Consider the following 19,550-nt stretch of genomic DNA (forward strand, 5'->3'; position numbering starts at 1 on the left):
AGACATCCGACACCTGCCGCCGTCCGCCGTGTCTGATGTACCGTCAGATTCATGACGGTGGGGAGACGGAAGGTGGCCGTGGTCGGCGTGGCACTGTCCGACTGCGGCCGGGTGGACGACGCGACGCCGTACGCGCTGCACGCCCAGGCGTCCCGCCGCGCGCTCGCCGACGCGGGTCTCGACCGCTCGCGGATCGACGGCTTCGCCTCGGCCGGGCTCGGCACGCTCGCACCGGTCGAGGTCGCCGACTACCTGGGCCTGCGCCCCACCTGGGTGGACTCCACCTCGGTCGGCGGCTCGACCTGGGAGGTGATGGCGGCGCACGCTGCGGACGCGATCGGGGCGGGTCACGCGAACGCGGTGCTGCTGGCGTACGGCTCGACCGCCCGCGCGGATGTGCGGGCGGGCCGCCGCACGGGCACGTACGCGTTCGGCGCACGGGGTCCGCTCCAGTTCGAGGTGCCCTACGGCCACACCCTGATCGCCAAGTACGCGATGGCGGCCCGCCGCCACATGATCGAACACGGGACGGCCATCGAGCAGCTGGCGGAGGTCGCGGTCCAGGCACGGGCCAACGCGGCCCTGAACCCGGACGCCATGTTCCGCACCCCGCTGACGGTCGACGAGGTCCTGTCCGGCCCGATGATCGCCGACCCGTTCACGAAACTGCACTGCTGCGTCCGCTCCGACGGCGGCGCGGCGGTCCTGCTGGCGGCCGAGGAGTACGTCCCGGACTGCCGTACCGCCCCGGTGTGGATCCTCGGCACCGGCGAGCACGTCTCCCACGCGAGCATGACGGAGTGGGACGACTTCACGGTCACCCCGGCGGCGGTCAGCGGCAGACTCGCCTTCGGTCGGGCGGGGGTGACGCCGGCCGAGATGGACTTCGCGCAGATCTACGACGCGTTCACCTACATGACCCTGGTGACGCTGGAGGACCTCGGCTTCTGCGCCAAGGGCGAGGGCGGGGCGTACGTCGAGAAGGGCCGCCTCCGGGTCGACGGCGGCGACCTCCCGGTCAACACGGACGGCGGCGGCCTGTCCTCCCAACACCCCGGCATGCGAGGCCTGTTCCTCCTGGTGGAGGCGGTACGGCAACTGCGTGGCGAGGCGGGCGCCCGGCAGGTACGCCGCCGCGACGGGGGTCTGCCCCGGCTGGGGGTGGCCTCGGGGACGGGCGGGTGGTTCTGCTCGTCGGGGACGGTGGTGCTGGGGACGTCCTAGGTCACGGCGCGACGTGGAGCGAGGCGGAGCACGTCGCGTGCCGGCGGGCGAGCGGCACCGGTACCCGTGGGGCCTGCGGCGATACGACGGACTCGCCTCGCCGCTTCCCGGGCGGCGACGCCGGTACGCCACCCGTACGAGCCCTGGCGAAGGCTCGTCTTCCACGACGAGGCGGGGCCACGGGCGATGCCGGCGGTCCACAGGGACCGGTGCGGGATGGAGCGGCCCGAGCCGGTGGGCCCTCCGGCCGCGTACCGGGCGCTGCCCTGACCGATACTCGGAGCATGGGAACGGATCTTCACGAGCTGCTGAGGTCGCTGCGGGTGTGGGACCCGGAGGTGACCGAGCTGCCGCCCTTCGACCCGGTGGCGGCTCCCGCCGAGCCGCTGGCACTGTTCACGTCCTGGTTCGCCGAGGCGGTCGCGGCGGGCGAGCGCGAGCCGCACACCACGACCCTGTCGACGGCGGACGACGCCGGCCTGCCCGACGCACGGATCGTCATGCTGCACGGCGCCGACGCGGACGGCTGGTCCTTCGCGACCCACGCGACCAGCCGCAAGGGCCGCCAGCTCGCCGCCCGCCCGTTCGCGGCGCTCACCTTCTACTGGCCCGCACTGGGCCGCCAGGTCCGCCTGCGCGGCCCGGTGGCCGTCGCCCCCGCGTCCGAGGCCCGGGCCGATCTGCACGCCCGCTCGACGGGAGCACTCGCCGCCGCGCTCACCGGACACCAGAGCGAGACCCTGCCCTCACTGGAGACCCTGGCGACCGCGTCGTCCGCCGCCTGGGACGAAGCCGGCTCGAACCCGGCCGCCGAGTCCCCGACCTGGACTCTGTACCGACTCCGCCCGCACGAGGTGGAGTTCTTCCAGGGTGACGCACGGCGGCGGCACGTGCGGGTGGCCTACCGGCGGCGGGAGGAGGGCTGGACGCAGGAGTTGCTGTGGCCGTGAGGCATGGTTTCAGTGGACGGGAGCCGAGATCATTTTCTGAGATCCGTCCTGCCGTCCGGTCGTCGTGAGTGCCGGTTCGACCGGCGGCGCACGGTGAGTGCGCAGGCGAGAACGCCGAGGGCCCAGGCGATCAGAAGGGCACCCCACATCGGCATGTGCACGACGGGGATGAGCAGGCGGATCTCGACGCTCTTGCGGTTCTCGAAGATGAAGACCAGGGCGATCGCGCTGATCAGGACGAACGGTGCGAGGCGACGAACACCGGGGCGGGACAGGAACGGCGTGTGCGCCTTGTGGTCTGCGCCGGTCTGAGCCATGGACTGCCTCTCCGTCACGGGAATTCCTAGGCCAGCAGCTTGGTCTTGGCTTTCTCGAATTCCTCCTGGGAAAGGTCACCCTTGTCCCGGAGCGTGGAGAGCTTGTGCAACTCGTCCACCGAACCGCTCCCGGATCCCGCCGTCCTCTGGATGTACTGACGGACGGCCTCCTCCTGCTCCCGGGCCTGCTTCACGTCCCTTTCGGCCATGCTCCTACCGCGGACACCGAGATACACGAGGACTCCGAGGTAGGGCAGGACGAGCACGAACACGAGCCATCCCGCTTTGGCCCAGCCACTGAGCGAGTGGTCCCGGAAGATGTCCGTGACGACCTTGAACAGCAGGAAGAACCACATGACCCAAAGGAATAGCCACAGCATCGTCCAGAACAGGTTGAGAAGCGGATAGTCGTCCATCGTTCCCTCCGATCACGGATGTGCTACCTCATTCATACAGCCGGACCAGTGAACCGGCATGTGCAACCAGCGTTGGCGTATCTCGTGCATCCGCGAGAAAGTCGGCGGAGGGAAAGCAACGGAGCCAGCGGAAGCAGACGGAATCCGATGGAGGAACCGAGCCCCCGATCCGTCCGTCGACGGAAAGCAGCCCGGGGAGGCGGACCGGGTGCGGGACATATTGCGGGCCCCCCGGCTATCTGACAGCACTCGCCCTCGTGCTCTCATCGGAATCCCGGTGTCGCTCGCTCGCGGCCTTCTGGTTCCTCGTCGGTCTGCACGAGCTGGAACACGTCCTGTGGGCCGACCTCCCGCACGCTCGGTGTTCTGGTCCCCGTCGTATTTCGCGGGGTCCTGCGGCGGCGCACCGCTGAGCATCATCAAGGACTACATCGAGCACCAGAAGCGCCCGGCATGACCGTCACCACACAGGCGTAGCGATCTCCGGCGCTTCGCGCCTCCAGACCGAGAATCGCATTCCCGCCCGGCCTGAAGGCCAGGATTCCCTGCGAAGAACAAGGGATGGATCGCGGAGCCCACCAGGTCACCCGGGCCCGGCCGGGTCGGGGTCCGTCGCGAGGCGGGCGTGGCAGTGGACGTCGCGCCAGGCGTCCCGGCGGCCGGCCTCCCACATCGCGCCGCGCTGGGTTCCCTCGTAGCGGAACCCGCAGCGCTCGGCGATCCGGCAGGACGCGTCGTGGCCGACGGCGTGGCCCAACTTCAGGCGGTGGAGACCGATTTCGGTGAAGAACCAGTTCGTGGCCAGCCGCAGGGACCGGGCGGCCACGCCTCGGCCGCGCGCCTCGGGCAGCACCCAGTAGCCGACACCGGCGGAACTCTGGACGTGGTCGACGGCGTTCAGGCCGATCTGCCCGAGGATCGTCCCGTCCGCCGCGTCCGTGACGCAGAAGGTCACGGCGGTCCCCGCCGCCATGGCCGCCGCCCTGGCCCGCAGCGACTCCCGCGCACCGGCGGTGTCCGTGATGTCCCGCAGCGGGGTGTTCCAGCGCAGGAACTCGGGGTCGACATGCCCGCGCAGCCACGCGTCGACATCGACGGCGGACTCGGGGTCCCAGACCCGCAGACTGATGCCGTGGCCGTCGAGCACGGGGGCGGGCGGGCCGGCGTACGGCTCCTGGACATCGGTCATCCCGCCATTGAACACCGGCCGCTTCCGGACAGGCGTCGGATCATCGGCCCGCCGGCGTCTCGCGGGGCAGGTGCGGCTCACCGGGTGCGTGGCGTCCGGTCCGGCCTAGGCACGGGGAGGGCGGACCGTCCACGGGTAGCTCTGGCGTTCGAGAGATGCGTACACGTTGCCGGAATCGACCACTCTCGGGTGAATCCCACCGACCTGCGACAACCACGCGGCTACCTCACCGGTCACCCACCTGCACGTCATAGACACCGCAAGTGGACACCCCAGGGGGCCCCGTGAGTCAGCAGTACCCGCAGCAGCCGAACCCGCAGCAGCCCGGCTGGGGCGCGCCCCGACTCCGCCCGGTCACAACGGCCCGCCGTTCCAGCCGCTGCCGCCGAAGAAGTCCAGCACCGGAAAGATCATCGGTCTGGGCTGCGCGGGTGTCATCGGACTGTTCGTCGTGGGGGGCGTCATCAGCGCGATCGCCGGCGGGGGCACCGGCGACGAGTCCGGCGACTCCAACGACCAGCCGGCGGCCTCCACCTCCGCGAACGAACGGCCGACCGCCGAGGCGGACCCCGGCGACAAGTCGGCCAAGACCGCTGAGCCCAAGGAGGAGAAGGCGAAGGTCGTCGTCTTCAAGGTGTGGGGCACCGCCCCCGCCGGCGCCCTGGGTCCCATGGACATCACCTACGGATCGGACAGCGACAGCCGACAGGGGAAGTGGAAGGACGGCAGGTTCGAGGCCACCCTGCCCCTGAACGACGACGCGCTCTACTACACGGTGACCGCTCAGCTGCAGGGCTCCGGAGACATCAACTGCTCCGTCACCGTCGACGGTCACACCGAGAAGGCTCACGCGGCCGGCGGCTACAACATCTGCAACGCCCAGGCCAACTCCGGCCTGCTGGGCGGCTGGGACTAGGGCCCGCGCGGGACAGCGACCTCGAGGAGCCCGGCCGCTCCCGCCCGTACCGATCGCGGCGCCCGCCGTCTTCGTCCACCGGGAGCGGCCCTCCCCCGGGGCAGGTACTCCCGTGCCCGCCGTCTTCGTCCACCGGGAGCAGCCCTCCCCCGGGGCAGGTATCCCGTGCCCGCCGTCTTCGTCCACCGGGAGCGGCCCTCCTCCGGGGCGGGCACTCCCCCGCGGCAGGACCTCGCTCCCACGTCGGCGGGCCGAGGAAAGCTCGACGCGCTCCAGCCGTCACGGGGGACCACGCCGGGCCGCCCTGCCGGCGGGCGGCCGACGCCGATCAGGGTCGCCCGCCCGCCCGGAGGGCGAGCCGGAACACCGGTACCCCCTCCGGGAACGCCACCGCCAGCTCCGCACCCGCCCGTGGCTCGCCCCCGCCCACGAGTTCCGTCGCCATGCGCGGGCCCTCCGCGAGGTCGACGACGGCGGCGACGTACGGCGTTCGCTCGCCGAAGGGGGGCAGGTCGTTGCGGTGGACGACCGACCAGGTGTAGAGCCTCGCCCGGCCGCTCGCCTCCTCCCAGCGCACGTCCTCGCTCCAGCAGTGGGGGCAGAATTCGCGCGGGTAGTGGTGAGCCCGCCCGCACGCCCGGCAGCGTCGGATCAGCAGCCGGCCCCCGGCCGCCGCCTCCCAGTACGCGCGCGTGAAGGCATCGGTCTCCGGGACGTCGTACCGCGAGGTCATCGGAGGCACCGCGGCAGAGCCGCCTCGTCGGAGCCGCCCATCAGAACCACCCCAGCGTGCCGTCCAGCGACCAGCTCTGCCAGGCCATCCCGAACAGCGCGACCACCGAGATCAGCGCCATCATCGCGTTCTGCCCCTGCTCGGCCCAGTCGTGGATCATGAGGGTGAAGTAGAGGAGGTTCAGCAGCAGACCTCCCACCAGGGCGATCGGGGTGAGGAACCCGGCCACGAGGCCCAGGCCGAGCGCAAGCTCCGCGTACACGACGACGTACGCCATCGCACGCGGCCTCGGTGCCACCACCGCCTGGAAGCCGGACCGTACGGCGCTCCAGCGGTGCTCCGCCGCGATGCCCGCCGCCCACGCGATTCCGGTACCGCGCTCGAACCAGCCCTCCCTGTCCTTGTGCCGCCAGCTCTCCAGCCACCACAGGCCGAGCCCGATCCGCAGCACGGCCAGCCATTGCGCGCCGGTGAGCCAGATCGTGTCCATGGATCTGACGGTACGTCAGACAGAGCGGACCGGGAAGACCGCGAGCAGCCACCCTCCAGCGACCTTCCGGCGAGCCCCCATGAGAGAGCTGTGCCCCCGCGGTGAATCTGTGCATCCCCCATGAAGTGGCACAGATTGTTGGCAATTTCGTCGCCAATCTGGATACGTTCGCTCGTGCAAGCCACCCGCATCGAGGGAGTCGAACCGTGAAGCACAGGGCAGTCAAGCGCAGGTCGGTCGTCATGGGCATCGGGGCCACTGCCGGCGTCGCGGCGGTGGGCGGCCTCGCCCTCAGCGCCCGGGCGTCGTCGAGCGCGACCTCGTCCTCGGCCGGGTCCGACCTGGGCGCCCTGGCCTTCGACCCGGACGCCTACACCGAGCTGACGACCACCGTCACGGACACCGCGGGCACGGAGCACTCGGTGACCTACCACTTCTGGAAGGCGATCACCTACGTCGCCAAGCCGGTGGACGAGAAGTACCAGAGCCTCAACGTCAGCGTCCCGGTGAAGGTCGACGGCACCGCGGTGGACGCCACCGACGCGCCGATCCTGTTCGCGAACTCCGTCGGCGGTTACATGCCGTCCTCGGTCGCGGACGCGACGGGGATCGGCGGCGGCTCCGGCGGACCCATGGGTGGTGGCGGCGCGCCCAGCGGCTCGGCCGCCCCGACCGCCGCGCCCAGCCCCTCCGCCTCCAACGCGACCGGCGACACCAACCCCACCGGCGGCGCCCTGAGCACCAACCAGCTGCTGGCCCTGGCCGCCGGGTACGTCGTCGTCGAGCCCGGCGCCCGCGGCCGTACCCTCAAGAACTCCGCCGGCGAGTACTACGGCGTCGCCCCCGCCGCGATCGTCGACCTCAAGGCCGCCGTCCGGTACGTGCGCGCCAACAAGGGCCGCATCCCCGGCAACACCGACCGCATCGTCTCCGCCGGCACCAGCGCGGGCGGCGCCCTGTCCTCGCTGCTCGGCGCGTCCGGCGACAGCCCGATCTACGCCTCGTACCTCAAGGAGATCGGCGCGGCCGACGCCTCCGACGCGATCTTCGCGACCGGTGCCTGGTGCCCGATCACCGACCTGGAGCACGCCGACGGCTCCTACGAGTGGAACTGGGGCACCAACGCCACCTCCGCCGGTACGGTCGTCGACCAGGCGGTGTCGAAGGAGCTGCGGGCGCAGTTCGCGGAGTACCAGGCCACCCTGAAGCTCAAGGGCCTGCGCGGCTTCGGCACGCTCACCGCGCGCAACTACGACGAGTACCTGGTCAAGCAGTACCTGGAGCCGTCGGCCACCACCTACCTCGCCGGCCTGTCGGACTCGGCGCGGGCGACGTACCTCGCCGCCAACACGTTCATCACCTGGAAGAACGGCAAGGCCTCCTTCTCCTGGGCCGACTTCCTCACCCACGTCGCGCCCGCAAGAAGAACGTCCCGTCGTTCGACGCCTTCGACCTGTCGACGGGCGAGAACAACGAGTTCGGCGCGGGCACCACGATCGCCCGGCACTTCACGGCGTACGGCCAGAAGAACGACACGACCGGTCTCACCAACAAGCGGCTCGACAGCGACATCCCCGAGCTGCTGCGGCTGATGAACCCGATGTACCACCTGGTCGACAAGCCCAACTCGGGCCGCAGCAAGCACTGGTGGATCCGGCTCGGCACCAAGGACTCCGACACCTCGCTGACGGTCTCCGCCAACCTCGCCGCCGCCGCGGCCGCCTCGGCGACGACGTGAACCACCTCTACTACTGGGACCAGGGCCACGGCGCCAACACCGACCCGGGCGACTTCATCCAGTGGATCGCCAAGGTGACGGGGCACAAGGCCGCCAAGTAGCCCTCGCCGGGTGACCCCACCGCCGGGCCACCCCCTGAACGGCGGCGTCCGTTTCCCGTCATAAGAATCGACGCCGTCCCCTCGCACGCGGCCCGGCCGCACCTGGGCCCGGCGTCGAGGCATGTGCACGACCAGGTGAGCACACATTGTCCGCAACCAGGTGGCCTACCTCGCCAACCGCACACACCACTCGTGCAGGCGTGATCGATCCGCAACCAATTCCGGTCTTGACCGAGACCCATCAAAGCCGTGCGTGATTACGCTCGCGCTCATGGAAGACTCCGCACCGACGCCCCACCCCTCCGCGAGCACCGCCGCCAACCCGGCCGGCCGACCGGTCTACGTCATCGGCGGCGGCCCCGGCGGCCTCGCCACCGCGTACGCGCTGCGCGCCCAGGGGATACGTGCCGTCGTGGTGGAGAAGTCCGACCGGGTCGGCGCGTCCTGGCGGCGTCACTACGACCGGCTGCACCTGCACACCACCCGGCGCCGCTCGGCCCTGCCCGGCCTGCCGATGCCCCGCCGCTTCGGACGATGGGTGGCCCGCGACGACATGGTGCGGTACCTGGAGAAGTACGCCGAGCACCACGAGCTGGAGGTCGTCACCGGCGTCGAGGTCTCCCGCGTCGAACGGACCCCCGACGGCACCGGCTGGCTGCTGCACGCCTCCGGCGGACGCGAGCTGACCGGCGCGGCGGTCGTCGTCGCCACCGGCTACAACCACACCCCGGCCCTGCCGGACTGGCCCGGCCGATCCACCTTCACCGGCGAACTGACCCACGCCTCCGCCTACCGCAACGGCACCCCCTACGCGGGCCGGGACGTCCTCGTCGTCGGCGTCGGCAACACCGGTGCCGAGATAGCCGTCGACCTCGTGGAGAGCGGCGCCGGGCGGGTACGGCTGGCCGTGCGCACCGTCCCGCACATCGTGCGCCGCTCCACCGCCGGCTGGCCCGCCCAGTACAGCGGCATCCTCGTACGGCGGCTCCCCGTAGGCCTCGTCGACCGGATCTGCCGGGTACTGGCCAAGGTGAGCCTGCCGGACCTGTCGGCGCAGGGGTTGCCGCGCCCCGACACCGGGCTCTACACCCGGGTCCGCGAAGGGGCGATCCCGGTGCAGGACGTCGGCCTGATCGACGCCGTGCGCAAGGGGAGGGTCGAGATCGTGGCCGCCGTGGACGGCTTCGAGGACGGCAAGGTCGTCCTCGCCGACGGCACCCGCGTCCGGCCCGACGCCGTGATCGCCGCCACCGGATACGCCCGCGCCCTGGAAGACCTGGTCGGCCACCTCGACGTCCTCGACCCCCGAGGCAGACCGACCGCCCACGGGCCCCACTCCCCGGCCGCCGCCCCCGGCCTCTACTTCACCGGCTTCACCACCCCCATCAGCGGCACCCTCCGCGAACTGTCGATCGACGCGGGACGCATCGCCAAGGCGGTACGCCGGGAGCTGGCGCGGAACTGAGGGCCGAGGGCTGACGGCTGACGGCTGACGGCTGACGGCTGACGGCTGACGGCTGACGGCTGACGGCTGACGGCTGACGGTACCGGGGGTGGTCCTCTACTCCCCCGGTTGCGGTCCGGTTCCGCCTCTGCGTCCGCTTCGCCCTCCACCTCCGCTCCCACCTCCACCTCCGCTCCCACCTCCGCTCCCACCTCCGCTCCCACCTCCGCCTCCGCTGCCGGGCCGCGGCCGGCCGTCATCGCCCGGCACCCGGCGGCGGATGCCTCGACGGTGACCGTGCCCTCGCTCTCCACACCCGAGACGTCGCACTGGTTCTGAGGGAGCCAGGGGGGGAGCCCAGGGAGCCCCGGGATCCGGGGGGGGGCGGGGAGCCGGAGTACCGAGGAGCCGGAGGATCTCTCCCTCAGGTGAAGCGATCACGACAGCGCGCCCGGCCGATACAGCCCCTTTGCGTCGATTCCGAGCAGCGCCCGGGCCGCAACGGGCACCGAACTCAAGCCAGTTACTCATGCCCACCGCTCCCGGAGCGTTGTCCCGCGCCCCCGCTCACCCCCAGAATGTGAGCCCTGTTCACCTTTCAGGTCGACCCACTCCCATCCACCCCTCTCGCTCTCGAAGCGCTCGAAGCACGACGGAGGACGCACGTGGCACGTGGAAGACAGCTCCCCCTCTCCCGCCGCTCCCTGCTCGGCGGCACCGCCGCCCTCGCCGGGGCCGGCACCCTGGCCGCGACCGCCACGGGTACCGCCTCCGCGGCGACCGCCGCGGCCTCGCGGACCGTGGACGTGGTGATCGTCGGCGGTGGCCTCGCCGGACTCACCGCGGCACGTGATCTCGTCGCGGCCGGGCGGACGGTGGCCGTCCTGGAGGCCCGGGGCCGGGTCGGCGGCCGGGTGCTCGGCCTGGCCCTCCCGAACGGCGGGGTCACCGAGGGCGGCGGCGAGTTCATCGGCCCCACCCAGGACCGCATCAAGGCGCTCGCCGACTCCCTGGGCGTGGCCACCTTCGCCACCTACAACACCGGGAAGAACCTGCTGTACAAGGACGGCAGGAAGACCGCGTACGCCACCGACGGCCTGCTCGGCTCGGTCCCGCCGGTCGACGCGGCCGGACTGGCCAACGCGGCGATCGTCCAGGCCTCGCTGGACGACATGGCCAAGCAGGTGCCGGTCGACGCCCCCTGGACCGCCGCCAAGGCCGCCGAGTGGGACCGGCAGACGTTCGAGTCCTGGCTGCGGGCCAACGCCGTGATCCCGTCGGCCAAGTTCCTCCTCGACGTGGCCTGCACCTCGATCTTCTCGGCCGAACCCCGCGAACTCTCCCTCCTGTTCGTCCTCTTCTACATCGCCGCCGCCGGCAACGAGCAGACCCCCGGCACCCTGGAACGCCTCACCGAGACCGCGAACGGCGCCCAGGAACTGCGCTTCGTCGGCGGCTCCCAGCTGGTGCCGATCAAGCTGGCCGCCACGCTCGGCGACCGCGTCGTGCTGAACGCCCCGGTGCGCACGATCACCCGGTCCGGCAGCTCGTACGTCGTCACGGCCGACGGCGTCACCGTCACCGCCGAGCGGGTCGTGGTCGCCGTACCCCCGCCGCTCGCCGCCCGTATCTCCTACGATCCCCTCCTCCCGGCCGCCGCGACCAGCTCACCCAGCGCCTGCCGATGGCCTCCGTCGGCAAGGCGATCGCCCTCTACGACACCCCCTTCTGGCGGGCCGACGGCCTCAACGGCCAGGTCGTCAGCGACACCGGAGCGGTCAGCTCCACCTTCGACAACTCCCCGCCCGACGCCTCCTACGGCGCGCTGATGGGCTTCATCGAGGCCGACAAGATGCGCGCGCTGGACGCGGCCCCGGCCGACACCGTGAAGGCGGCCGTCCTCGCGGACTTCGCCACCTACTTCGGCGACCGGGCCAAAACCCCCACCTCCTTCGTCCTCCAGCGTTGGAACAACGAGGCGTACACCCGCGGCGGCCCCGTCTCCATCGCCGCGCCCGGCGTCCTGACCCAGTACGGTCCGGCCCTGCGCGAGCCCGTGGGCGGCATCCACTGGGCCGGCACCGAAACCTCCATCCACTGGATGGGCTTCATGGACGGCGCCGTGCGCTCGGGTGAACGGGTCGCGAAGGAGGTGCTGGCCGCGCTGTAGCCACCGCCCCGGCCCGCCGGACACGGCCCGGAGCCGCTCCTCCCACGGTCCCCGGCTCGGCCGACTCCCTCCTCCGGTGCACATCCTCCGTGCACACCCATTCCTGACATCCCGTCAGTTATGTAATCTGACAGAGCGTCAGTTACCAGTCAGTCACAGAGGAGCGGGGCGGACCGATGCTTGGATCAACCCACGGCACCCTCACCACCGACTCCCGCCGGGCCCGGGTTCTCGCGTGCGACGAGCGACCCGGGCCGCCGTCCACGGCCGGCCGCCGATGCGGACGACCGGGACGTCAGCGGACGCCCCCTGTATGCCGAGGTCCCCGATCTGGACCGGCTCTTCCGGCCCGCGTCGGTCGCGGTGATCGGCGCCTCCGACGCCGAAGGACGCCCGAACACCGGTGTCACACGCCAGCTGGTGGGCTGGGCCGAGCGGGTGGGGGCGCGGCTGCACCCGGTGCACCCCACCCGCACCGCCGTCTTCGGCATACCCTGCCGCCCGTCCGTCGCCGACCTGCCCGAACCGGTCGACCTGGCGGTGCTGCTGGTCGCCGACCCGCTGCCGGTGATCGACGAACTCGCCGAGGCGAAGGTGAAGTTCGCCGTCGTCTTCGCCTCCGGCTTCGCGGAGACCGGCGACCAGGGTGCGGCGGCCCAGGAGCGGCTGGCGGCGGCCGTGGCCCGCTCGGGGATTCGGCTGCTGGGTCCCAACACCAACCTCAACGCCTTCGAGCACTTCCGCGACGATCTCGAAGGGCCCGCGATCGCGCTGATCACCCAGTCCGGCCACCAGGGCCGCCCGGTGTTCGCCCTCCAGGAACTCGGCATCCGCCTCTCCCACTGGGCGCCGACCGGCAACGAGGCCGATCTGGAGACCGCCGACTTCCTCTCCTACTTCGCCGAACGCCCCGAGGTCGGCGCCATCGCCTGTTACGTCGAGGGCCTGAAGGACGGCAGGGCCTTTCTGCTCGCCGCCGACCGGGCCGCCCGCCGCGGAGTGCCGGTCGTCGCCGTCAAGGTCGGCCGCACCGAGGCCGGCGCCCGCACCGCCGCCACCCACACCGGCAAGCTGACCGGAGCGGACGACGTGGTGGACGCGGCGATGCGCCAGTACGGCGTGATTCGCGTCGACGGACTCGACGAGCTCCAGGACACGGCCACCCTGCTGGCCCGGGCCAGGCCGCCGCGCGCGGAGGGGGTCGTCGTCTACGCGATCTCGGGCGGCACCGGCGCACATGTCGCCGACCTGGCGACGGCGGCCGGACTGCGGCTCCCCGAACTGTCCGCGGCCCGGCAGGCGGAGCTGCACCAGTGGATACCCGCGTACCTGAACGTCGCCAACCCGGTCGACAACGGCGGTCATCCCGTCGGCGACTGGCGTGGCCGGAAGATCATCGACGCGATTCTGGACGACCCGGAGGTCGGCGTCCTGATCTGTCCGATCAGCGGCCCGTTCCCCCCGCTGAGCGACCGGCTCGTGCGGGACCTGGTGGACGCGGCCGAGCGGACGGACAAGCTGGTGTGCGTGGTGTGGGGGTCGCCGTCGGCACCGAGCCCGCGTACCGGGACGTACTGCTCGGCTCCTCCCGCGTGGCGACCTTCCGCACGGTCGGCAACTGCCTGACCGCCGTGCGCGCCTACCTCGGCCACCACCGCTTCGCGGCGGCCTACCGCTCCCCCTTCGACGAGGCCCCCCGCACCCTGTCGCCGTCCAGCCGCAAGGCGAGGATGCTGATGCACCCAGGTCAGCAGCTGAGCGAGCACGCGGCCAAGCAGTTGCTGCGGGCGTACGGGATCCGGGTGCCGCGCGAGCAGTTGGTGACCAGCGCGGCGGCGGCCGTGCGGGCGGCCGGGCTGGTCGGCTACCCGGTGGTGATGAAGGCGTCCGGCGAGCGCATCGCCCACAAGACCGAACTGGGCCTGGTCAAGGTCGGCCTCACCTCCGCGAGCCAGGTCCGCGACGCCTACCGCGAGCTGACCGACATCGCCCGCTACGAGGGCGTCGACCTGGACGGCGTCCTGGTGTGCCAGATGGTCGAGCCGGGCGTGGAGATGGTCGTGGGCGTCACGCACGACGAGCTGTTCGGGCCGACGGTGACGGTCGGGCTGGGCGGGGTCCTGGTGGAGGTCCTGGGGGACGTGGCCGTGGGCGTGCCTCCCTTCGGGGAGGAGCAGGCCCGCGACATGCTCGCCCAACTGCGCGGGCGGCCCCTGTTGGACGGGGTCAGGGGGCGCCCACCGGCCGACCTGGACGCGCTGGTGGAAGTCGTCCTGCGGGTGCAACGCATGGCGCTGGAGCTGGGGAACGACCTCGCGGAACTCGACATCAACCCCCTGGTGGTCCTGCCGTCGGGACAGGGGGCGGTGGCCCTGGACGCGTTGGCGGTGTGCCGCTGAGCCACGACCGCATGCCGATGCCGCCACAGCTACCACCGCTGCTGCCGCTACTGCCGCTGCCACCGAGCGGAATGAGATGAACATGCCCGATTACCCCCGTGCGTCTCCATTGACCGACAAGCCGGAAAATTCCGTTGAGTCATTGGTACGGCACGCCACTGACAATCACGTCTCGACCTTCACCCTCAACCGCCCCGAATTCCTCAACGCCATCACCCCTGACCTGCGTGAACAGCTGATCGAACTTTTTTCGGAGGCCTCCGCGGACCCGGAGGTGAGGGCGGTCGTCCTGACCGGAACGGGCCGCGGCTTCTGTGCGGGTGCCGACCTGCGGGGCGGCGGAGCGACGGGCGAACGGATCCCCGGCGACGTCGCCCGCACCCTCCGCCGCGGCGCTCAGCGCCTGATCGCAGCCGTCCTCGACTGCGAGAAGCCGGTGATCGCCGCGGTGAACGGCACGGCGGCCGGCCTCGGCGCGCACCTCGCCCTCGCCTGCGATCTCGTCCTGGCCGCCGAACCGGCCCGCTTCATCGAGGTGTTCGTCCGCCGTGGACTCGTCCCCGACGGCGGCGGGGCCTACCTCCTCCCCCGGCTCCTCGGCCCGCAGCGGGCGAAGGAGCTGATGTTCTTCGGCGACGCGCTCACGGCTGCGGACGCCGAACGCCTCGGCCTGGTCAACCGCGTCGTCCCCACCGACGAGTTGGCGAAGACGGCCCGCGCCTGGGCCGACCGCCTCGCCGCCGGCCCCACCCGAGCCCTCGCCCTGACCAAGCACCTCGTCAACACGTCCCTGGACACCGACCGCGCCACCGCCTTCGCCGCCGAGGCCGCCGCCCAGGAGATCAACATGACCACGAAGGACGCCCAGGAGGGCGTGGCCAGCTTCGCGGAACGACGGGAGGCCCGGTTCCGGGGCCGGTGACGGCGCTCAGCCACAGGCACAGGCACAGGCACAGCCACAGCCACAGCACCGTCGTACGTGCCGCCCCGACCGATTCCACGCCACGCCCCGACCCCTTCCCATCTGACGTGTCGTCAGTTTCAATGAGAGACATGATGGGACACGCAGGCGCCGCGGCCGCGGCCGTCCGGCATCTTCGGGCAGGGCCGGTCGAGCCGCTGCCACGCCCGGAGTTGCGCTGCGTCCGTGAGGACGAGCCGGCGCCGGTCGATCAGGGGGAGTTCCGGCGGGTGCTGGGGAACTTCGCGACGGGGCTGACCGTTGTGACAGCACCGGCCACCGCCCCGGGCGAATCCCCCGCCGGCTTCGCCTGCCAGTCCTTCTCCTCCCTCTCGCTCGACCCACCCCTCGTCGCCTTCATGGTCGGCCGTACGTCCACGACCTGGCCGCGGATCGCCGCCGCGGGCGTCTTCTGCGTCAACGTCCTCGGCGCGGGCCAACGCGAGTTGTGCCGTGCCTTCGCCGTCAGCGGCGCCGACAAGTTCGCGGGCGTCGCCCACGACCAGGCCCCGACCTCCGGCGCCCCCCGCCTCACCGGCGTCCTCGCGTGGATGGACTGCACGATCCACGCGGTCCACACCGGCGGTGACCACCTCATCGTCGTGGGCCGCGTGAACGCCCTGGGAGCGGCCGACGGGGACGAGGCGCCGCTGCTGTTCCACCGGGGGCGGTTCGTCTAGTTCTTCCGGTGCTTCCGGTTCTCGGTGCTTCCGGCGATCAAAGCCGGGAACGCCGACAGGGCGGCGTACCCGACGCGGTGTCGGATGTACGCCGCCCTGAGGCCGGACGTGGTGCGGGAGCCCGTGTCGCCATGGTCGTCCTGGTTACTTGGGGTCGCGGTTGAAGAGGGAGGTGGACCAGAGGTAGCCGAGGGCGGAGAGGGCGATGCAGCGTCCGCGGTGATGAGCGTGGACAGGATCTTCACGGCGGTCGTCTTGCCGGCCCCGTTCGGACCGAGCAACGCGAAGACCGTTCCTTGGGGGACGGCCAGGTCGACGCCGTCGAGCACGACCTTGTCGCCGTAGGACTTGCGCAGCCCGTTCGCCGCGATCGCCAAGCTGGTCATGAAGGGGGCTCCTCTTCTACAGGCTGCGGGGTTCTTGCAAGCAGTGGGTTCTCACGAGCCGTCGGTTCTTACGAACTGCGGGGTCTCAGAGACGGCGGGCTTCACGGACCGCGGGGTCTCAGGGACCGCTAGTCCTCGTGGACCGCGGAGTCTCACAGCCCGGGTTCTCACAGGCTCCGGGCCGTGATGTCGCCGTGGGAGACCGTGGCGCGGATGTCGAGTTCGGTGGTGCCGTCGTTCTTGAGGGAGTTGCTGATGCGGCCGTAGCCGGTGCCGGCGTCCAGGGCGGCCGAGACACCGGTGGCGGCGGCGATCGAGATGTTGCCGGACTGGGTGCTGAGCACGACCGTGCCGCGTACGGCCTCCGCGATGCGGATGTCGCCGCGGGCGGTGCTGATCTCCGACGGGCCGTCCAGCCGGCCGATCTCGACGTCGCCGTCGATCGCGGTGAGGCGGACACCCGCCGCCTCGTCGATCTTGATCTGACGGTAGGCGCCGTCGAAGACGACCTCGCCCAGGCGCCCCACCCCGCGAAGCTCGGCGCTCGCGGCCTTGGCCTCGACGCGGGAGCCGGCCGGCAGTTGAACCGTGACCTCCACGGAACCGGAGGGGCCGATCAGCCGACTGCCGGGCGCCGAGGCCGTGATCCGCAGGACACCGTCGGCGTAGACGACGGTGGTCTGCTCGGCGGTCTTGGCGTCGCGGCTCTTGGAGGGATCGACCGGCAGAACCTCGACGGTGGTGTCGGCGCGGTCCGCCGCGATGAGCTGGACGCGTCCGGCGGGGATGTCGAGGACGGCGGAGATCGGGGTGGGGGTGTCGAACTTCTGCATCACGCTCTCCCTGCGACTTGCTGTTTCTGACATCGCAAACGCTACGTTGCGTTCACTGATCACACAACAAGCCCGTTGCATCAAATCGACATCACAGCAGCTCAGATGGATAATATCGTTGCACCCGCGTTCGAAGTTAACGCAACGAAAGCCTCGGTCGTTGCAATAGAATGAAGGTGAACGCTATGCTTGAGGCACCTGAACCACCACAAGCACGAGGGAGACCGTGATGCCGGGAGGCAGACTCACCCAGGCCGAACGCCAGCAGATCGCGTCGGGACTGGCCGACGGCCTCGCCTACGCCGAGATCGCCCGGCAACTCGACCGCCCCACCTCGACGATCACGCGTGAGGTGATGCGCAACGGGGGCCCCACCAGCTACCGCGCCGACCTCGCCCACCGCGCGACCGAGCACCGCACCCACCGCCGCAGGCCCGCCGCGCCCCGCGGGACGCAGGCGCCCTCGCCGGTCGACGGACGCGACATGGAGGCCGTCGCCGCGTTCGAGGAGACGTTCACCACCGTCATGATGGCTTCGGGCATGCCCAAGATGATGTCCCGGGTCATGGCCTGCCTCACCATCACCGACAGCGGCAGTCTCACCGCGGCCGAACTCGCCCAGCGCCTCCAGGTCAGCCCGGCCTCCATCTCGAAGGCGGTCACGTTCCTGGAGAGCCAGGCCTTCGTGCGCCGCGAGCGCGACGAACGCCGCCGCGAGCGCTACATCGTCGACGACGACGTCTGGTACCAGTCCATGGTCGCCAGCGCCCGTTCCACCGCCCAGATCGTCGACATCGCACGCCAGGGCACCAAGGTCCTCGGCCCCCGCACCCCCGCCGCCAACCGCCTCGAGAACGTCGCCCGCTTCCTCGACTTCGTCACCGAAAGCATCACCCGCGCCGCCGAACAGGCCCGCGACATCCTCCACACGTCGGCCGCACCACCCCCGACCGGCACCGACACCGCACCCGCCACCGGCACCGGCACCGGCACCGGCACCGGCACCGGCACCGGCACCGGCACACAACGCCCGGACCACGAATAGACATCCCCGCGTTCAGTCACCGCGTTCAGTCACCTCGCCCAGCCACCGAGTTCAGTCCCCGAGTTCGGTCACCGCGGCCATCGCCCGGCGGGGACGGCCCCACCCCACCCCACCCCCTCCTCGGGCTCAGGCCGCGGCCGGCCGGCGGGCACCCCAGGGACCGTGGGCCTGCGCCGGATGACCAGGGCCATCAGTGCCGCCGCCGCGCACAGCGCTCCCGCGGCGTACCAGACGACGTCGTACGAGCCGAAGGTGTCGCGGGCCACTCCGCCGAGGAAGGCGACCAGGGCCGCGCCGACCTGGTGGGAGGCGAGGACCCAGCCGAAGACGATGGCGCTGTCCTCGCCGTAGTGCTCACGGCACAGGGCCAGGGTGGGCGGGACGGTGGCGACCCAGTCGAGGCCGTAGAAGACGATGAAGAAGATCATCGGGGGGTGCACCGTCGGGGCCAGCAGGATCGGCAGGAAGAGGAGTGAGATGCCTCGGAGTGCGTAGTAGACCGCCAGCAGGCGGCGCGGTTCGAAGCGGTCCGTGAGCCAGCCGGAGGCGATCGTGCCGACCACGTCGAACACGCCGATCACCGCCAGCAGGGAGGCCGCCGCCGTGAGGGGCATGTGGTGGTCGTGGGCGGCCGGCACGAAGTGGGTCTGGATCAGGCCGTTGGTGGAGGCGCCGCAGATCGCGAAGGTCCCGGCCAGCAGCCAGAACGGCCCCGTGCGCACCGCCGAGAACAGCACCGCGACCGTGCGCCGCGCCGCGCCCCGCACCGGGGGCGGTTTGGGCACGAACTCCTTCGCCCCGTACGGCATCTGCCCGACGTCCGCCGGATGGTCGCGCAGCAGCAGCCAGACGAAGGGCACGACCGCGAGGGCGGCCAGAGCGACCGTCACCGCCGCGGGGCGCCAGTCGTACCGCGTGATCATCCAGGACAGCAGCGGCAGGAAGACCAGCTGGCCGGAGGCGGAGGCCGCGGTGAGGATGCCGCTGACCAGGCCGCGACGTTCGGTGAACCAGCGGTTGGTGACCGTCGCGGCGAAGGCGAGCGCCATCGAGCCCGAGCCGAGGCCCACCAGCAGGCCCCAGCACAGCAGCAGTTGCCAGGCCGCCGTCATCCACACCGTCAGGCCGGAGCCGATCGCGATCACGGTCAGCGCGACGGCCACCACCCGGCGGATGCCGAACCGGTCCATCAGCGCCGCCGCGAAGGGCGCGGTGAGCCCGTAGAGGGCGAGGTTGATCGAGACGGCCGCGCCGATCGTGCCGCGCGACCAGCCGAAGTCCTCGTTCAGCGGCTCGATGAGCAGGCCGGGCAGGGAGCGGAAGGCCGCCGCACCGATGATCGTGACGAAGGTGACGGCGGCGACGAACCACGCCCGGTGGATCCGCGGCCGCCGCCTCCCGGCGCGGGGCGCCCCACCGACGGATTCCACCGCGTCCGCCCCCATGTCCGCCACCGCGTCCGCCTTGGGCCCGCCTGTCCGGGGCACGTCTGCCTGAGTCGCGTCTGCCTGAGTCACGTCATAGAGCTTCGGGTCCGCGATCTCCCCGAGCGAGTGGC

Annotated in this window: 14 protein-coding genes and 5 pseudogenes; 11 read left to right on the forward strand and 8 right to left on the reverse strand. The window is 71.5% G+C overall.

What is annotated here, in order from left to right; translation table 11 throughout:
* Positions 1–51 precede the first annotated feature (51 nt).
* Positions 52–1,224, forward strand: a complete 1,173-nt coding sequence (locus BM536_RS15275; protein WP_073493732.1) for a thiolase C-terminal domain-containing protein — start codon at positions 52–54, stop codon at positions 1,222–1,224.
* Positions 1,225–1,508: 284 nt separating this feature from the next.
* Entirely contained in the window at positions 1,509–2,174 is a 666-nt protein-coding gene (locus BM536_RS15280) for a pyridoxine/pyridoxamine 5'-phosphate oxidase (protein ID WP_073493734.1), read from the forward strand.
* 29 nt (positions 2,175–2,203) lie between these two features.
* On the opposite strand, the gene BM536_RS15285 is transcribed toward BM536_RS15280, so the two are convergent.
* Both BM536_RS15285 and BM536_RS15290 read right to left on the reverse strand, forming a co-directional pair.
* The gene (locus tag BM536_RS15285) at positions 2,204–2,491 is read right to left on the reverse strand and encodes a hypothetical protein (RefSeq protein WP_073493735.1); all 288 of its coding nucleotides are present in this window, start codon (positions 2,489–2,491) and stop codon (positions 2,204–2,206) included.
* 26 nt (positions 2,492–2,517) lie between these two features.
* Positions 2,518–2,907 (reverse strand): SHOCT domain-containing protein, encoded by a 390-nt coding sequence (locus BM536_RS15290; RefSeq protein ID WP_073493737.1) that lies wholly within the window; start codon positions 2,905–2,907, stop codon positions 2,518–2,520.
* A 355-nt stretch (positions 2,908–3,262) separates the two neighbouring features.
* On the opposite strand from BM536_RS15290, the pseudogene BM536_RS15295 reads away from it, so the two are divergent.
* Positions 3,263–3,364, forward strand: a pseudogene (locus BM536_RS15295) (transposase); the annotation flags it as partial.
* Positions 3,365–3,490: 126 nt separating this feature from the next.
* On the opposite strand, the gene BM536_RS15300 reads toward BM536_RS15295, so the two are convergent.
* The gene (locus BM536_RS15300; protein WP_073493739.1) at positions 3,491–4,096 is read right to left on the reverse strand and encodes a GNAT family N-acetyltransferase; all 606 of its coding nucleotides are present in this window, start codon (positions 4,094–4,096) and stop codon (positions 3,491–3,493) included.
* Between the two features lie 451 nt (positions 4,097–4,547).
* Between BM536_RS15300 and BM536_RS42835 the strand changes: the two genes are divergently transcribed.
* Positions 4,548–5,012, forward strand: coding sequence for a hypothetical protein (locus BM536_RS42835; protein WP_245873504.1), 465 nt, complete (start codon positions 4,548–4,550; stop codon positions 5,010–5,012).
* Positions 5,013–5,340: 328 nt separating this feature from the next.
* Here BM536_RS42835 and BM536_RS15315 read toward each other — a convergent pair whose 3' ends face one another.
* Together BM536_RS15315 and BM536_RS15320 are read right to left on the reverse strand one after the other, a co-directional pair.
* Positions 5,341–5,745: a Zn-ribbon domain-containing OB-fold protein gene (locus BM536_RS15315; RefSeq protein ID WP_073493741.1), complete on the reverse strand. Its 405-nt coding sequence runs from the start codon at positions 5,743–5,745 to the stop codon at positions 5,341–5,343.
* Between the two features lie 40 nt (positions 5,746–5,785).
* The gene (locus BM536_RS15320; protein WP_073493743.1) at positions 5,786–6,235 is read right to left on the reverse strand and encodes a DoxX family protein; all 450 of its coding nucleotides are present in this window, start codon (positions 6,233–6,235) and stop codon (positions 5,786–5,788) included.
* 242 nt (positions 6,236–6,477) lie between these two features.
* On the opposite strand from BM536_RS15320, the pseudogene BM536_RS15325 reads away from it, so the two are divergent.
* The 6 genes and pseudogenes from BM536_RS15325 to BM536_RS15355 all read left to right on the forward strand — a co-directional run bounded on the left by BM536_RS15325 (position 6,478) and on the right by BM536_RS15355 (position 15,728).
* Positions 6,478–8,074, forward strand: a pseudogene (locus tag BM536_RS15325) (subtype B tannase).
* Positions 8,075–8,345: 271 nt separating this feature from the next.
* The gene (locus BM536_RS15330; protein ID WP_094103033.1) at positions 8,346–9,539 is read left to right on the forward strand and encodes a flavin-containing monooxygenase; all 1,194 of its coding nucleotides are present in this window, start codon (positions 8,346–8,348) and stop codon (positions 9,537–9,539) included.
* A 644-nt stretch (positions 9,540–10,183) separates the two neighbouring features.
* Positions 10,184–11,688, forward strand: a pseudogene (locus BM536_RS15340) (flavin monoamine oxidase family protein).
* 176 nt (positions 11,689–11,864) lie between these two features.
* Positions 11,865–14,087: pseudogene (locus BM536_RS15345) on the forward strand (acetate--CoA ligase family protein).
* Between the two features lie 82 nt (positions 14,088–14,169).
* On the forward strand, positions 14,170–15,009 hold the full coding sequence (locus BM536_RS15350) for an enoyl-CoA hydratase/isomerase family protein (RefSeq protein ID WP_094103130.1): 840 nt from the start codon (positions 14,170–14,172) through the stop codon (positions 15,007–15,009).
* Between the two features lie 134 nt (positions 15,010–15,143).
* The gene (locus tag BM536_RS15355) at positions 15,144–15,728 is read left to right on the forward strand and encodes a flavin reductase family protein (protein ID WP_073499670.1); all 585 of its coding nucleotides are present in this window, start codon (positions 15,144–15,146) and stop codon (positions 15,726–15,728) included.
* A 209-nt stretch (positions 15,729–15,937) separates the two neighbouring features.
* Here BM536_RS15355 and BM536_RS15360 read toward each other — a convergent pair.
* Positions 15,938–16,114, reverse strand: a pseudogene (locus tag BM536_RS15360) (ATP-binding cassette domain-containing protein); the annotation flags it as partial.
* A gap of 167 nt (positions 16,115–16,281) precedes the next feature.
* Entirely contained in the window at positions 16,282–16,947 is a 666-nt protein-coding gene (locus BM536_RS15365; RefSeq protein ID WP_073498612.1) for a DUF4097 family beta strand repeat-containing protein, read from the reverse strand.
* Between the two features lie 229 nt (positions 16,948–17,176).
* Between BM536_RS15365 and BM536_RS15370 the strand changes: the two genes are divergently transcribed.
* Complete coding sequence (locus tag BM536_RS15370) at positions 17,177–17,992, forward strand: GbsR/MarR family transcriptional regulator (RefSeq protein WP_073498611.1); 816 nt, start codon at positions 17,177–17,179, stop codon at positions 17,990–17,992.
* Between the two features lie 68 nt (positions 17,993–18,060).
* Here BM536_RS15370 and BM536_RS15375 read toward each other — a convergent pair whose 3' ends face one another.
* Complete coding sequence (locus tag BM536_RS15375) at positions 18,061–19,437, reverse strand: MFS transporter (RefSeq protein WP_245873558.1); 1,377 nt, start codon at positions 19,435–19,437, stop codon at positions 18,061–18,063.
* Positions 19,438–19,550 lie beyond the last annotated feature (113 nt).

Source organism: Streptomyces phaeoluteigriseus (genome assembly GCF_001896135.2).
Lineage (GTDB): Bacteria > Actinomycetota > Actinomycetes > Streptomycetales > Streptomycetaceae > Streptomyces > Streptomyces phaeoluteigriseus.